Genomic DNA, 15,667 nt, shown 5'->3' with positions numbered 1-15,667 from the left:
GAGTATACATACATAACAATTCACTACCCGGTTGAATTGTCGAGTATACATACATGACAATTCAACCTAATTCTATCCGTTTTTAAATCTCCAAACAAGGGCAAGAATAGATTAGAGTAAAATGTAAAATAACAATCCATTTTGCGCTTATACAAAAAAGTTTGTTAAGACTCATAGCAATGCCGCCAAGCAACACTGTTTCATCATGACTACAGCAATGTTATCTGGCAACATTGTTTCTATAGACCCACACGGTGCCCATTTGATAACATGGTAAAACGATTGTTCAAGCTGCTTCGCGTGCTTATGAAATATATTTGTGTGCTTCAGGTGCATATTTCAGTTTACGTCTATACAGTATCAAAAAAGGAGTGTCGTTTCGGTTGAATGCTTATGAGGATATTAAAAAAGGGGAGCGCGGAGCATGGATCAGCATCGCTGCCTACCTCGTTCTGTCAGCCTTTAAACTTATTTGCGGTTTTGCTTTTAATTCAAGCGCTCTAAAAGCAGACGGCTTTAATAATCTGACAGACATTGTTGCTTCGATAGCAGTGCTCATTGGGCTTAAGATTTCAAGGAAGCCGCCTGATTCGGATCATGCCTACGGCCATTTTCGGGCGGAAACTGTTGCAGCACTGATGGCTTCATTTATTATGGCGATGGTTGGGATTCAGGTGCTCATCGATGCGGGAACTTCACTTTTTGAAGGAACGAAGGAGATCCCTGATATCTGGTCTGCTGTCGTCGCAGGAGTGGCTGCAGTAGTTATGATTGGAGTTTATTTGTATAACCGCAAGTTAGCCCGGCAGATTAGAAGTCAGGCGTTAATGGCTGCAGCCAAAGATAATCTCTCTGATGCATTCGTTAGTGTGGGAGCTGCTATTGGTATTATTGGAGCGCAGTTCGGTTTGCCTTGGATGGATACCGTCGCTGCATTTATAGTAGGTCTGTTGATTTGTAAGACAGCCTGGGATATTTTTAGCGAATCGACGCATAGTTTAACGGACGGTTTTGATGAGGACCAGCTGCATGATTTGAGAACAACGGTTGCCAAGACGCCAGGGGTGCAAGGCATCAAGGACGTCAAAGCAAGGCTGTACGGCAGCCACGTCATAGTCGATGTGGTTGTAGAAGTGGCGAGGGATCTGAGCATTGTAGAAGGGCATCATATCAGCGATACGATTGAAGAGAATATGCGGAGACATCACAACATTATGCATGTACATGTGCATGTGGAGCCGAAGGAAACGCGGGTCTAAGGGAATAACGACGTATAAAAAAACTAAAAAGGTGTTCCTCTCGAAAATGATTTTACGAAGGGAACACCTTTTTTATTTCATCTATATTTTAGTACGTTACATTCCTGTTTTGACCCAAGCAATACCTTTCCAAGTGTAAATCTCCACCCAAGTTTCACCTGTAGTCTGGTTCATGACCTTGTTACCGGTAACGGATACGAATTGAGGGCTAAGTGCACCAGTAGCCTTACCGTTAGGAGCATCATAGAAGTAAGTAACTCTCGTAAGCTCTAATGGCGTAAGCGGGATATCAATTCCGTCTCCAGGCTCTACAATCGGTTCTTCATATACGACTTCGGATACGGATCCGTCTGTTGATGAAGTTCCATTAACAGTTACAGAAATAGGAGTCGGAGACTCTGTTTCTGCCGTTGGGGTAACTTCTTGTGCGCTGGCTGCTGCGGCCATGGAAGCTGTTACAAAAAGTGCTGCGGTAATGCTGATCATTTTTTTCATTTGATACCCTCCTAGTGTTGTTATGTAGCTCTTACATGCTTTATCAATAACCAAGTAAATAAGGATATGAAACACAAATTATAACAATTATTTCTTTATTTATCCATGGGATATATACCTAGATTTCTGGAAGGATTATTTTAAATAGAGTTTTCTCCCAGAAGAAAGCACAAAAAACCTTACCTGACAAAAGTGTTGTAATTGGGTTGACTACCAACCGTCCTACACTTTTGTCATGGTAAGGTTTTTTTCTGTCGAGCCTTAGATGCTATTTCAGCAGCTTTGCGTCATTTTACATTCATGCATCCTTGACTGCTTTATCGTGATCGGCTTCTTCCTGTGAAGAGAGAGATAACGAACAATACTAGGAATACGAAGAATAATACTTTGGCAATGGATGCCGCTGCTTCAACAATACCGAAGAATCCGAAGATACCGGCTACAACCGCAACAATTAGAAAAATTAGTGACCATTTCAACATGATAATCATCCTTTCCGTTTTTTGACAGAGGTACGTTTGGCTTGATGCTTGGCGCCACCTCGTTCGTAGTTGTCATTAACCCCGAAGAATTATGACGAAACAAAAAGGGGAACTAGAAGATATTGTCTCAAATTTCTCTACAAATAATACACTGAAAAACAGATTTTTACTTCTCAGCTGTTTGTTTCGACAAAGGGGAGGCAGGGTAACTATGAAATAACAAAACAACAAAACAAAGAGCGAAAGCGAGGTCATTCCATATGATAGAAGTAAGTGTTCTCATTATAGCGATAGCATTTGCAGTGCTTGTCGTGTTCCTCATCAAAACATTAAAGACAGTCCAGGTCTCCCTCGATAATGTATCTAAAACACTTCAGGAAGTTCGAGGAACAATCGACGAACTCGGATATGAAGTGAAACAGACCGTTAGACACGCCAACGATATTACAGCCGACGTTGAGCATAAGATGAAGCAGATTGATCCGGTTGTGACTTCGGTCAAAAACTTGGGAGAGATTTTAACAGAGGTTACCGCTGCAGCGAAGCAAGTATCCACAACGCTCATGAACAAATTCCAGAAGAAAAAAGAAGGATCGATGGAGACTTCGGTAAGCAGAGCAGCAGATTCAAGCTACACCAAGTCACTGCCTGCACCTGGCATGACGACACCGACTCTAGCACACCATGACAATAATTCATCACGTAAGTGGATGAATTATGTAGATATTGCAGCAGATACATGGAGCAGATTCCGCAAATAGAATCACGGAGAAGAAAGGGTGAGGTGAGGCTAATGTTACGTATGCTCGTATTGATGCTTGCTTTAACAGCTCCCTTTTCCGTTCAACCTGTGACAATGCAAGGAGCGTCTACATTAAATCCTTCAGTAGAACCTGCAGCGGAGCGGGCCTCCTTGGCATCAGACAAGAAGGTTACTTTTGATACAGTGAATGACATCTCTTTATACGACACAGCTGAAGATCTTGTTGATAAATGCGGGCAGCCAGTGAATATTGAGCATAATCGACTTCTTGGCAGCGAGGAATATATTTACGAAGACATGCGGGTTGGTATAAATAATGGCATTGTACACTACGTTCAAGTAGACAAAAATGCTAGCTATTTAAAAGTAAACAATGAATATATGGAGATGAATCCAAGCAGTATCAGAGCCACTTTAGGAGAGCCTGATTTCGTTGCACAAGATGGAGAGGTATATGTTAGAGATCATCATGCTGTAAAAGTGTATATGAATCCGGATAACGGTAGATTGCAGCATGTGGAGTTTTTTGACGAATTTTCTTTTTAAATGAAGTCTTTTCGAAATCACCTTTTTAATGAGTTATGGAATTTGATTCAAATACTTGTTTCACTTTAGACAACGAGGGTTAATGATGACTATGTGAAAATCTCAAAGGAGCGTGGATACCATGAGTACTACCAATGCGAAGAGCTATGCTAAAGTGGTTGAGAATGGAATTCAAGCGGTTGAGGCAGTAAAAGAGCTACGTGAAGCTGGCTATACTACAGATCAAATATTTGTCTTGGCGCATGACCAAGATCGAACGGATCGTATTGCAGATAAAGCAAATGCCAAAGAGATTGGAATTAAGGAAGAAGGGATGTTTGATTCCCTCGCAAATCTGTTCCGTTCACGAGGGGACGAGCTTCGAGCGAAGATCGTGAGTATGGGCTATACCGAAGCGGAAGCTGATTATTATGAGAAAGAGCTGGATAAAGGAAAAGTACTCGTTATTGCTAGACGGGGTGAATGATATTTTTAAGTTTAAAATTTTGGAAATGATATATATCTAGATCCAAGGAATGGGAGTGAAAGTCCCATTCCTTCTGTGCGTTCATAGAGAAATCTATGAAAAAATTGATGAAGAAGCTTAAAATGACAAATTTAAAAGGAGTACGTTCTTTTAAAATAGAAGTAAATGCAAACAGGGTTGTAAGGCAATTAACTTTTATTGGGCCTGCTCTGAGTTATGAATGGGTGTATAATCATCGTTAGTGGAATTTGCAGCACTAATAGCGCATTTGGCTTCTGACAGAAGGAGAGAGCTATGAGAATATTAATTGTTGATGATAATCCTACCAATGTCATTATTATTCGTGAAATCTTAAAGAAAGAAAATTATCGAGATATTATTACGGCAAGCTCTGCTTTTGAAATGCTTGATGTACTTGGCATTAGGCTGGGCGTAGATGTAAATGCAGTTGAGCCTGAGCCGTCCGATATAGACCTTATTTTGCTGGACATGATGATGCCGGAGATGGATGGGATTGAGGCCTGCGGTGTCGTGCAGAAATATTCGCACCTCAAAGATATTCCGATTATTATGGTTACAGCTGTAGGCGATTCCAAGAAACTCGCAGAGGCACTCGATGTCGGTGCGATGGATTACGTGACCAAACCCATTAATAAAGTCGAGCTGATGGCACGTATTCGTCTCGCCCTTCGATTGAAGCAGGAGAAGGATTGGCGAAAAGAAAGAGATAAACGTATTCAGGACGAGCTTAAGCTGGCGGGCCTTGTGCAGAATGCGGTGCTCAGTCCGGCTATAGAGGATTCTCATTTTCATGTTCATGCCTTGTATCAGCCTTCTGCAGAACTGGCTGGGGATCTGTACGCTTGGTATCCGCTTGGCAAAGGGCGGTATGGTGTGATCCTGCTGGATATGATGGGGCACGGCATTTCTTCTTCTTTATTCTGTATGTTTATTGCATCGGTTTTAAAGGATGCAGTTACCACTTACGTTGAGCCTGACCGTGTCGTCCAAGAGCTGAATCGAAGATTTAATCAGCTGTACCTGGAAGAACAACTGGTTCAATACTATTTTACAGCCATTTATCTTGTGGTGGATACGAATGAAAGACGAATTGATTATGTTAATGCTGGCCATCCGCCTGCCTTGCTGTTTGAGGATGATGGGACAGTGCATTCACTAGATGTGGTTACACATCCGGTAGGACTATTTGAACAAATGGATGCGAAGACAGAAACGATATATTACCAAGGCGACAGTCATATCGCGATGTTTACAGATGGATTGTTGGAAGTTTGCGAAGGTGAGACAGAGGAGCAGCTTACTTATCTGACGAAGAATTTATCTAGAGATCATGCTTGGAATGAAACGGAAATGCGCCGGATCTTTCTGGATGACAGCGTTCCGAAGGAGCATGAAGATGATATATGCTTAGTCTGGATTACATTAAAAGGAGAATGACAGTATGAAGATACGCACTCGGCTGCTTATAGGCTTCAGTGCATTAATGGCAATATTGCTGGTTCTAACCATTGTTAGTTATAACACAACCAGCTCGATGCGAACTGAAATCGATGAACTGTACAATGACCGTTACATGAAGACCCGATATACTTCTGGAGTGCGTGCAGATGTAAATAATATCGCAACCCACATTGCGACAGCAATAACGAATCCGACTACGAATTCAGTTGAAGTGCTGAGTCAAAGGATCGAGGATCTCAAATCAAGTGTTACTACACAGCTTGAAGAGGTTTCCGAGCGGGCTAGTGAGGCTGAAGAACGCCGCCTGGTTGACCAGGTTGTCGTCAATCTAAGAGAATATACGAACTATACGGATCGTCTTCTGGCTCTACTGGAAACAGAAGAATATGCAGCGGCTACCAACCTTCGGACGAATACGGGAACGGTTGCCCAGCAAGGAGTATTAGATGTACTAACAGAGCTCAACAATTATCAGGATCTATTAATTGATGACCAAATACAGGAAGCAAACAACGAGATGAACCGGTCTGTCCAATGGCTCACTGTATTGCTGGTTGCCGGATTACTTATAGCCTTGGGCGTTATATTATGGGTGATTCCAAGCATAACGAAGGGCCTCCATACAGTTTCGATGATGATCCAAAGCTTCGGCAAGGGAAGATTCCGGACGATCAAGCGGATCCAGGTTAAATCCAAGGACGAAATTGGACAGATCGCGCATGTGTTTAAAGACATAGCGAAAGATTTAGAAGAAAAGAAGCAAATTGAACAGGATTACTTGAGAGCACAAGAGGATCAGAGCTGGTTAAATGCCAATATGGCCCGAATTACAGAGATGCTGCGTGGTATTAATTCAACTGATGAGGTGGCACAGCTGTTCATTAGCGAATTTGCGCCTATTCTTACGGCAAAATATGGGGCTGTATATCTTCACGACGAGAACAAGCATCCCGAAGAGCTCAGACGCTACGGAGCGTACGCTTTTGATGACAGTAATACAGAATGCAGCCGATCCTTTAAGATTGGAGAAGGCTTAATTGGTCAGAGTGCGCTTGATAAAAAAGTGATTGAGGTTACAGAAGCACCTGATGGGTATTTGTCCATTGGATCTAGCCTTGGCTCTGCCAAACCGGCCAACATTCTGATCCAGCCCGTACTATTTGAAGATGAAGTATTAGGTGTAGTAGAAATCGCATCCTTCGAATCGTTCTCGAGTCTGCAAAAGGCTCTGTTTGAGCAGCTCGTTAAAAATATGGGTATTATTATTAATAATATTAATAGACGCATGCGTGTTGAAGAGCTTCTGCGTGAGTCTCAGACACTTGCTGAGGAACTTCAGGTGCAATCTGAAGAATTGCAGACCCAACAGGAGGAGCTTCGTCGCTCGAATGAGAACCTGGGCGAACAGGCGGAGGAACTCAAGCGTTCTGAAGAGCTGCTCCAACGCCAGCAGGAAGAGCTGGAGCATTTCAACACCGAATTACTTGCGAAGACAAGAGCTCTCGAAGAGCAAGTACAGCAGGTGGAAGAGAAGAATGAACAGATTGAGGAGACGAAGCGGCAGCTGGAGCAGCAAGCAATGCAGCTCTCTATCACTTCGAAATATAAATCCGAGTTCTTGGCGAACATGTCTCATGAGCTTCGGACTCCGCTGAATAGCTTGCTTATCCTATCGCAGCTGCTTACGGAGAACAAAGAAGGTAATCTATCGGATAAACAGAAGGAATATGCACAAACCATCTATATGTCCGGTGCGGACCTCTTGAAAATGATTGATGAGATTCTGGACCTGTCAAAAGTGGAGTCCGGGAAAATGGATATAAATCATGAAAGAGTCAGTCTGCAGGATCTGCGTAACTTTGTTCAGCAGAACTTTGCACCGGTTGCACTTAGCAAGGATTTGAAGCTGGCATTTGAAGTCAAAGATGAGCTGCCAGAGAGCTTCATATCGGATGGACATCGGGTTAAGCAGGTTCTGCGCAACCTATTATCCAATGCATTCAAGTTTACTTCAGAAGGCTCGATCACGGTCAGCATGAGACAAGCGGACGTTTCAGAGCTGCCTCATTATATCGATATGGATGTGCCTTTCCTGGCTATAGCAGTGAATGATACAGGGATTGGCATCGCTTCGGACAAAAAAGATCTGATCTTTGAAGCCTTCCAACAGGTGGATGGAACGACTAGCCGTAAGTATGGAGGAACCGGACTTGGACTCTCCATCAGCCGTGAGCTGGCTCGTCTGCTTGGCGGGGAGGTTATGCTTGAGTCTGTGGAAGGTAAGGGCAGTACATTTACTCTGTATCTGCCTCTGCTTACCGATGCTAAGCTGGGAGAGCAGCGGGAACTTTCGGTTGAACATAGTGAAGCGGCAGCTGCACAAGAATCCAGAGGGCGTTACCTGCCTCAAGGAAGATCTGTACTAAATGCCGTGCAGAGTGAAGCCAAATTACAGATTGCATCTTCTGCGACAGTTACTAATAACATCAAGGATGATCGGGATACAATTAAGGAAACCGACCGGGTGATGCTGATCATTGAGGATGATCCGAAATTTGCGAATATTCTGATGGATATGACACGTGCCCGCGGATTTAAAGCATTAGTGGCCCTACAAGGGGATGTGGGATTGGAAATAGCGAAGCAATATGTCCCGGATGCCATTATTCTTGATATTCAGCTTCCGGTAATGGATGGATGGGCTGTTCTTAACGAACTGAAGGCCAACTTGTCGACTCGTCATATACCGGTTCATGTCATTTCTGTTATTGATGACATTAAGCAAGGTTTGATGATGGGTGCAATCGCATATCTGAAGAAGCCGTCTACTCGAGAATCGCTGGATAATGCATTTTCTCACATTGAATCCTATATTGATAAATCATTGAAGCGTCTTCTCATTGTAGAAGATGATGCCGTTCAGAGAAATGCCATTATAGAGCTTATAGATTATGATGATGTAGCGATAACCGCGGTGTCTACAGGAAGAGAAGCGCTGGATGAACTAAGAAATTTGAAGTATGACTGTATGGTTCTTGATTTGATGCTTACCGATATGACGGGATTTGAACTGCTTGATCAGGTAAGGGATAACGCAAGCCTGAATGATCTTCCGATCATCATCTATACAGGCAAGGAGCTCGACAGCAAAGAGGAAATGGAACTGCGCAAGTATGCGGAGTCGATTATTATTAAGGACGTCAAATCACCAGAGCGTTTGCTGGATGAGACAACCTTGTTCCTGCATCGGGTAGAAGCGAATCTTCCTGAAGATAAGAGACAGATATTGCAAAACCTGTACAACAAGGAGACTTTATTTGAAGGAAAACGAATATTGCTCGTAGATGACGATATTCGGAATGTATTTGCTCTATCCAGTGTTCTTGAAGGGTACCGTATGGAGGTCACATTTGCCGAGAATGGCAGAGAAGCGATTGAAATTCTCGAGCGTGATCACGGATATGATCTGGTGCTGATGGACATGATGATGCCGGAGATGGACGGATACGAGGCGATGAGAAGAATCAGAGAGATGCCTGAATTTGATAAGCTGCCGATTATTGCGCTTACAGCTAAAGCAATGAAGGATGATCGCAGCAAATGTATAGAAGCGGGTGCTTCTGATTATGTGAAAAAACCGATTCAAACCGATCAATTATTATCTCTAATGAGAGTATGGCTGTATTCATAAAATGTATTAGTGGGTAAGTATGTTAGAATACCCCCAATTTGATCGAATTTTAGTAAGGAAGTGGGAAGGTAATGACATCCTGGGATCAAACACACACAGATGATTCGGCGGACGATAAGCCGATGATTAAGGAACGCGAGCAAATTGAAATCGAATTGTTAATGGAAGGAATACACCGATTTTATGGATATGACTTCCGAAACTATGCACTCCCCTCGCTGACACGGAGAATTCTTCATCATGTGAATGCGGAGCGTTTGAAATCTATTTCGGAGCTGCAGCATCAGGTACTTCATAACCGGGAAGCATTCAAACGACTAGTGCAGAGCTTGTCTATTCCAGTAACTGAAATGTTTCGTGATCCCAGTTTGTTCAAGACGTTCCGCGAGAAAGTAATACCCGTTCTAAGGACGTATCCTTATATCCGGATATGGCACGCCGGCTGCTCGACTGGAGAGGAAGTATATTCAATGGCTATACTGCTGCATGAGGAAGGGTTATATGAGAAATCCCGTATTTATGCGACAGATATGAATGAACGTTCTCTCCAGCAGGGCAGGGAAGGTGTGTACGGCATTGAGAAAATGAAGCTATACACGAAGAATTATCTAGAGGCCGGTGGAACGGGGGCCTTTTCGGAATATTACACTGCACGCTACAACTCGGTCATGTTTCATCCTTTTTTGAGGCGGAATATCATTTTTGCAGAGCATAACTTGGCTACCGATCGTTCTTTTAACGAATTTAATGTTATATTCTGTAGAAATGTTATGATTTATTTCAACGATGAGCTGCGTAATCATGTTCATGGTCTGTTTCATGAGAGTCTGAGTCATTTTGGGGTTCTGGTATTAGGGGCGAAGGAATCCATACATTTTTCAGGCTATAGTGATGATTATGAGACAATGGACCGGGTTGAGAAAATATATCGCAAGGTGAAATAAACGCGGGGGGTTAGGTTGTTATGGTCATGGGGGCTCAAGAACAGATTCATATTCTGCTTGTGGATGACCGGCCAGAGAATTTGCTTGCGCTAGAAGCGGTCCTTGAAAGCGAGCATTATGTTCTCATAAAGGCGACTTCGGGGGAAGAAGCACTAAGGAGTATTCTGAAGCATGAGTTTGCCGTCATCGTTCTCGACGTCCAGATGCCTGGGCTTGACGGAATCGAGACTGCAAAATTAATTAAAGCTAGAGACAAGACCAAAGATATTCCTATTATTTTTATATCTGCTAACAGCAAAGAGGCGGAGCATCTATTCGCTGGGTATTCAGCCGGTGCGATAGATTATATGGTTAAACCGTTCATCCCACAGATTCTAAAGTCCAAGATTGAAGGATTTGTAGAGATGTATCTGTCGAACAAGCAGCTCAAGACTCAATCCATGCTGCTGCAGCAAAAGACGATGGAGCTGGAACGGATCAATAAGGAATTGATAGAAGCAAAAGAGGCTGCCGAGATTGCTGCGCATGCCAAAACAGAATTTTTGGCTATTATGAGTCACGAGATTCGAACGCCGATGAATGGAGTTATCGGCATGATTGATCTCCTGATGGAGACGGATCTTGCCGAAGAACAACAGGAATACACTCAAATTATTAGAAGCAGTGCGGATGCATTGGTGAGCATTATCAACGATATTTTGGATTTCACCAAAATGGAGTCCGGTAAAATGGAGCTGGAACAGCAGCCATTTGACTTATCCAGCTGTATTCAGGAAGTACTTAGTCTGTTCCAGATTGATGCTTCCAAGAAAAATTTAGAGCTCGTTTATTTTATCGATGAGAAGATACCGCCCGTACTGTACGGAGATATGACTAGACTTCGTCAAGTGCTGATTAATCTTATCAGCAATGCTGTGAAGTTTACAGAACAGGGCGGGGTTTCTATCATATCTTCGGTTAAACAGGTCGAGCACGGGGTTTATACGTTGGAGTTTACTGTGAAGGATACGGGAATCGGAATTCCGGAAGAGAAGGTACAGCATTTGTTCCAGCCGTTCTCTCAATTGGATTCCTCCATGACTCGTAAATACGGAGGAACAGGATTAGGTCTGGCAATATGTAAAAACCTGGTTGAGATGATGAACGGTCATATTTACATTGATACAACCGAGGAGCGGGGAGCATCCTTTGTATTCACCGTGGAAATGACTCCTTATGATCATCATGGCAAAGAGGAGGAATGCCGAGAGCTGCAAGCTCGTAATCATGCAGAGAAGGATTCATCTGCAAACGTGCTGGTCGTTGATGATCATCCAATCAATCAAAAATTGATGGTAAGTATGCTCAGCAAGCTCGGTTTATCCTCTGATATTGCTGAAGACGGTCAGCAGGCACTCGATATGATGCTGAAGTATAAGTATGATTTGATATTTATGGATCTGCAGATGCCTGTGATGGACGGGCTGGAAAGTACTCGTCGCATTCGTAAAGAGTTAAATGGAATCCATTATCCGACGATTGTTGCCATGACTGCAAATGTTATGGATGGAGTTCAGCAGCGCTGTCTTGCTGCCGGGATGGATGATTATATCAGCAAGCCTGTCAAAATGGTGAGTGTAAAACAGAAATTGGCTCAAATCCTAAGGGTCGGAAATGGAGTGTAAGCTTCTTTTTACACTTCTGAAATATTTTCCAATCGTAGATTTGTTTCACTAGATAAATAGGTGGTTAATCAATATAGAAATAATTTTTGGGAGAGAGATGTCTAATGAATACAAATAAAAATGACAAGTTTAAAGCAGAGACAGAAGTCAATAATAACACTTGTACAGTTTATTTGAGCGGAGAGCTCGACCTCTCTGTTGCTCCAGATTTCAGAAATACCATGGAGCCCCTTGTGGCAAATACGGATCAAAACCTGATTGTTAATCTGAAAGATCTGAAATACATTGATAGTACGGGTATCGGAATTTTGTTGTCTATCCTAAAAGCAAGACATGCAAAAGATGGCTCATTTATGGTAGAAGAGGTTCCTGGAAATATTCAAAAGCTGTTTGACATGACAGGCATCACTAAATTCTTTGTCCCTCAGGAGAATTCCCAATAGGAAAGGATCGAAGAAAGAATGAAAGCAGAAGCACAGAGAGTAACACTTAAGCTGCCAGCTACGGCAGACTTTGTTGATATTGTCAGATTGAATCTGTATGGAATTGCATCAAAGATGGGTTTCTCTTATGAGGATATTGAGGATATGAAGGTTGCTGTCTCGGAAGCATGCAACAATTCAGTGCTCTATGCCTATGGAGAAGTGAACGGCCTTGTTGATGTGTTTTTTGAATTTGATGACGAGGAACTGTCTATCACGGTCAAAGATGAAGGGGAGAGCTTTGAGCGTGTAGAACAAAGAGACGGCATCGCTGCACTGCATGACAAAGATCTGGACGAGGTTCAAATCGGTGGACTGGGATTCTATCTGATGCAGGCTTTGATGGATGATGTAAATGTCGTCACAGAAGAAGGCAAAGGAACAGAAGTCGTCTTAATTAAACGCCTCACTAAGAGTGAGGAAAGGGTATGACCGATCGCTTGACTCCCCAAGAGTCGATGGACGAAGCAGTGGGTTTGATTTGGGAGTATCAACAGACCAAAGATAACGAAATTGCTACCGTTCTAATTAAGAAATACGAGCCTATGGTCAAGATGGCTGCAGGCAAGATTTCTCGAAATAGACCTGATTTATATGAAGACCTGTACCAGACAGGTCAGATGGCTCTCGTAAGGCTGCTCAGTCAGTATGATATCAATCTGGGCATCCCTTTCGAGCCATATGCGATGAAGAGCATGATCGGGCATATGAAAAATTATTTAAGGGATAAGTCTTGGTACATACAGGTACCCCGCAGGATCAAAGAAAAAGGCGCGCTAGTGCAGCATGCGATTGATGATTTGACGATTAAGCTTGAAAGATCGCCTGATGTTCAAGAAATTGCGGAATACCTGGATCTAACGGTAGAGGAGACCGTTGAGGTGCTCGCAGGACGTGAGTCCTACCATTATGTATCACTCGATTCACCGTTGTCTCAAGATGAGAGCACGGCAACATTGGGAGAACTTATTAGTTCAGAGGCTAATGATTATGATGCGGTAGAGAAACGCATGGATCTTCAGCAAGCGCTTGGGCAATTGAAGGAACAGGAGCAGAAGGTGCTGCTGCTTGCATTCCAAGATGGTCAATCCCAGCGGGCCATTGCTCAGAAATTAGGCGTGTCCCAAATGAGTGTTTCCCGTATTCAGAAGCGGGCAACAGAGAAACTTAAACAAATTATGACGCAATCCTCATCATCATAGGACAAATTCTAAAGAGGCATGCCAGCATTTCCTACGGAATGCTGGCATGCCTCTTTGCCGGTTTAACCCTGTTTGTTAAGAGAGGAAGGAATAAGGGGGGTAAATAGAGATGGATCAGCTGAATTTACAGGAAGTAAGACTGTATGAGAAGTGGGTCTGGCAGGATTATAAGGTGTCCCAATTTGAATGCGAAGAGCTGGACAGACTGAGGGAGGAAATACCCTCTACGGCAGAATGGCTGACCAAACTGCCAGAAATCCAGACGAACTACATTTCTGTCCGGACCATTGACGGCAAGAATGTCTTGTTTGGCTCACTGCTCTATTCCATTAAGAAGAACTTGGACGACGAGCAGGAAGGTCATCAATTTTACTTTTATGTAGATCCAAGTCATTTGATTACCCTGAATATCGACAAGCACACAAGAGAGGCCTTACTGGCTGACGAGCGAAGGAGGATGTTTGATGAGGCCGATGATGCGGTATCGGGGATGTTTATCGTTGCCAGGGCGCTCCTGCATTACTTTCATATAGGTCTGGACAAATTCGAAATGAATTTGCGCAGCCTGGAAGAGAGTATGGAGAAGAGAAATGCCCGAACGCTGATGGATAAAATATTATCTGCCCGTTTTGAACTCTTGTTTTGGAGCAATCAGTTTATCTCCTTTCAGGAGCTGCTGCATGCTTCCAATGAGGCTTTTCATTTTCTATCGATCGAGGAGCGGGTAACCTATAAACAGCTGACATACCGAATGAAACGTATGGACAGCTTGTTCCGTCATTATGAGGATGAGATTGATACTTTAATTTCAATTGATAACGCCGCCTCTTCCATTCGTGGAAACGATATAATGAAGACGCTGACGATTGTTACTGCGGTCTTTACTCCGGCGACGGCCGTTGGGGCAATATGGGGCATGAACTTCGAGAATCTGCCTTGGATTAAGACGGAATGGGGATTTACAGTGGTTACTGCTGCGATATTGCTGAGTATGGCAGGAATGTACATTTGGATGTTTATGAAGGGCTGGACAGGGGACATTTTAAAAATCAAGCCTCGCGGTGAAAATCCAACGAACACGAAGAAGTCAAATTGACGAAGCTTATGAGGATTTTGCATAAATCATGACAAAAAAGCCTGACTTTAGCTTCCACAGCTAACGTTCAGGCTTTTTTACTCTCTCCATTTATTGGGGGACTTATTTAGAAGCATCGATATATCCTTGCAACTCTGCAATATATTGACCGATGACTGGAAGATTCATATCTACAATCAGACTGAGAACCCAACCGAGAATTGCCAAGACAAGGACAGTACCGATGGACATTCCCAGACCTCTTGCAATACCTGCGGTCAGATTGGCAATGATCCGCTTCTTGGGACTGGTATAATTCTCTAGAATATCTTTGAACTCCGCGCTTTCCATCGCTTGGATAATTCCCTCCAGCCGTTGGTTCAAATTCTTTACCTCATGCCGAAGCTCAAATGGGTGTTCAGCAATCACCTCTTGCTTGTGCTTATTGTCAGTATTGATATTACGGTTTGTGTTGAACTCGACTGAGCTCATAAGAAATGCCTCCTTCCGGGAATTCACTTACCATCACAGCAGCAAACTCTATAAAAATAGCCAGCTGCAAGCAGCTGGCTATAACGAAAGCAACTCAAATGCTTAAGGCAGTTTGGTTGTCGCTGTTGATGAAGTCGATGGTGTAGAGTAACTACCTTGGGATGAGCCGCTATCGTTCTTCGACGGTGTAGTCGAATTCAATTGATTTTCTGCTTCATTGGCAGCTTTGGCTGTTGTTGCTGCAACTTCCTCGGATGCTTTTGTAGCTTCATTGGCTACATCATCCTTCGCCTGCTTAATGCTCGCTACGACAGAAGTCGTGTTGTCGCCTACGGTCTTAGCCAGCTCACTTGTTTTACCAGATACCGTTTTGGCAATTTCCGATGCTTTGCTTCCTACAACACCTGCTACTTCTTTGGTTTTGCCAGAGACAACCACCATTTTATCGGATAGATCACCTCTTAAGTCACGGCCTGGCTTAGGTGCAAACAACAAGGCTGCTGCTGCGCCAAGGAGTCCACCGATGAACAGGCCTTTAGCGAAGTTATTACCATTGCCCGTATCTTCATTTCTGTAGTCCGTCATGTTTTTAGTATCATCTGTCGCATTTTGAGTCATGATTGA

The 15,667-nt window shown here is 43.3% G+C and carries 16 protein-coding genes; 12 read left to right on the top strand and 4 right to left on the bottom strand.

Annotated features, from left to right (window positions below; all coding sequences use genetic code 11):
- Positions 1-383 precede the first annotated feature (383 nt).
- On the top strand, positions 384-1,259 hold the full coding sequence (locus BM415_RS21880; RefSeq protein WP_091161324.1) for a cation diffusion facilitator family transporter: 876 nt from the start codon (positions 384-386) through the stop codon (positions 1,257-1,259).
- A gap of 96 nt (positions 1,260-1,355) precedes the next feature.
- On the opposite strand, the gene BM415_RS21875 is transcribed toward BM415_RS21880, so the two are convergent.
- Both BM415_RS21875 and BM415_RS21870 read right to left on the bottom strand, forming a co-directional pair.
- Positions 1,356-1,754, bottom strand: a complete 399-nt coding sequence (locus tag BM415_RS21875) for a hypothetical protein (RefSeq protein ID WP_091161322.1) — start codon at positions 1,752-1,754, stop codon at positions 1,356-1,358.
- A gap of 317 nt (positions 1,755-2,071) precedes the next feature.
- Positions 2,072-2,236: a DUF1328 domain-containing protein gene (locus tag BM415_RS21870; protein WP_047913737.1), complete on the bottom strand. Its 165-nt coding sequence runs from the start codon at positions 2,234-2,236 to the stop codon at positions 2,072-2,074.
- A 260-nt stretch (positions 2,237-2,496) separates the two neighbouring features.
- Between BM415_RS21870 and BM415_RS21865 the strand changes: the two genes are divergently transcribed.
- The 11 genes from BM415_RS21865 (at position 2,497) to BM415_RS21815 (ending at position 14,572) form a co-directional block, all read left to right on the top strand.
- Complete coding sequence (locus BM415_RS21865) at positions 2,497-2,997, top strand: DUF948 domain-containing protein (RefSeq protein WP_091161321.1); 501 nt, start codon at positions 2,497-2,499, stop codon at positions 2,995-2,997.
- Between the two features lie 32 nt (positions 2,998-3,029).
- The gene (locus BM415_RS21860) at positions 3,030-3,545 is read left to right on the top strand and encodes a hypothetical protein (RefSeq protein WP_091161319.1); all 516 of its coding nucleotides are present in this window, start codon (positions 3,030-3,032) and stop codon (positions 3,543-3,545) included.
- Positions 3,546-3,666: 121 nt separating this feature from the next.
- Positions 3,667-4,011 (top strand): YflT domain-containing protein, encoded by a 345-nt coding sequence (locus BM415_RS21855; protein WP_091161317.1) that lies wholly within the window; start codon positions 3,667-3,669, stop codon positions 4,009-4,011.
- A 294-nt stretch (positions 4,012-4,305) separates the two neighbouring features.
- Complete coding sequence (locus BM415_RS21850) at positions 4,306-5,469, top strand: PP2C family protein-serine/threonine phosphatase (RefSeq protein WP_091161315.1); 1,164 nt, start codon at positions 4,306-4,308, stop codon at positions 5,467-5,469.
- A 4-nt stretch (positions 5,470-5,473) separates the two neighbouring features.
- Positions 5,474-9,184: a response regulator gene (locus BM415_RS21845; protein ID WP_091161314.1), complete on the top strand. Its 3,711-nt coding sequence runs from the start codon at positions 5,474-5,476 to the stop codon at positions 9,182-9,184.
- A gap of 71 nt (positions 9,185-9,255) precedes the next feature.
- Positions 9,256-10,128, top strand: coding sequence for a CheR family methyltransferase (locus BM415_RS21840; RefSeq protein WP_091161312.1), 873 nt, complete (start codon positions 9,256-9,258; stop codon positions 10,126-10,128).
- A 26-nt stretch (positions 10,129-10,154) separates the two neighbouring features.
- Positions 10,155-11,792, top strand: a complete 1,638-nt coding sequence (locus tag BM415_RS21835; RefSeq protein WP_091161440.1) for a response regulator — start codon at positions 10,155-10,157, stop codon at positions 11,790-11,792.
- Between the two features lie 104 nt (positions 11,793-11,896).
- Complete coding sequence (locus BM415_RS21830; protein WP_091161310.1) at positions 11,897-12,235, top strand: STAS domain-containing protein; 339 nt, start codon at positions 11,897-11,899, stop codon at positions 12,233-12,235.
- Between the two features lie 18 nt (positions 12,236-12,253).
- The gene (rsbW, locus tag BM415_RS21825; RefSeq protein WP_091161309.1) at positions 12,254-12,706 is read left to right on the top strand and encodes an anti-sigma B factor RsbW; all 453 of its coding nucleotides are present in this window, start codon (positions 12,254-12,256) and stop codon (positions 12,704-12,706) included.
- Complete coding sequence (locus BM415_RS21820; RefSeq protein ID WP_047913745.1) at positions 12,703-13,476, top strand: sigma-70 family RNA polymerase sigma factor; 774 nt, start codon at positions 12,703-12,705, stop codon at positions 13,474-13,476. The genes rsbW and BM415_RS21820 overlap by 4 nt, the downstream gene beginning before the upstream one ends.
- Positions 13,477-13,585: 109 nt before the next feature.
- Positions 13,586-14,572, top strand: coding sequence for a magnesium transporter CorA family protein (locus BM415_RS21815; RefSeq protein WP_091161307.1), 987 nt, complete (start codon positions 13,586-13,588; stop codon positions 14,570-14,572).
- Between the two features lie 102 nt (positions 14,573-14,674).
- Here BM415_RS21815 and BM415_RS21810 read toward each other — a convergent pair whose 3' ends face one another.
- Together BM415_RS21810 and BM415_RS21805 are read right to left on the bottom strand one after the other, a co-directional pair.
- Positions 14,675-15,043 carry a DUF5665 domain-containing protein gene (locus BM415_RS21810; RefSeq protein ID WP_244533667.1) on the bottom strand — a complete coding sequence of 123 codons (369 nt, stop codon included), beginning with the start codon at positions 15,041-15,043 and terminating at the stop codon, positions 14,675-14,677.
- Between the two features lie 102 nt (positions 15,044-15,145).
- The gene (locus BM415_RS21805; protein WP_348272336.1) at positions 15,146-15,661 is read right to left on the bottom strand and encodes a YtxH domain-containing protein; all 516 of its coding nucleotides are present in this window, start codon (positions 15,659-15,661) and stop codon (positions 15,146-15,148) included.
- Between the last annotated feature and the right edge of the window lie 6 nt (positions 15,662-15,667).

This window comes from Paenibacillus sp. 453mf (assembly GCF_900116105.1).
Taxonomy (GTDB): domain Bacteria; phylum Bacillota; class Bacilli; order Paenibacillales; family Paenibacillaceae; genus Paenibacillus; species Paenibacillus provencensis.
This window is presented reverse-complemented; position numbering and strand designations above follow the sequence as displayed.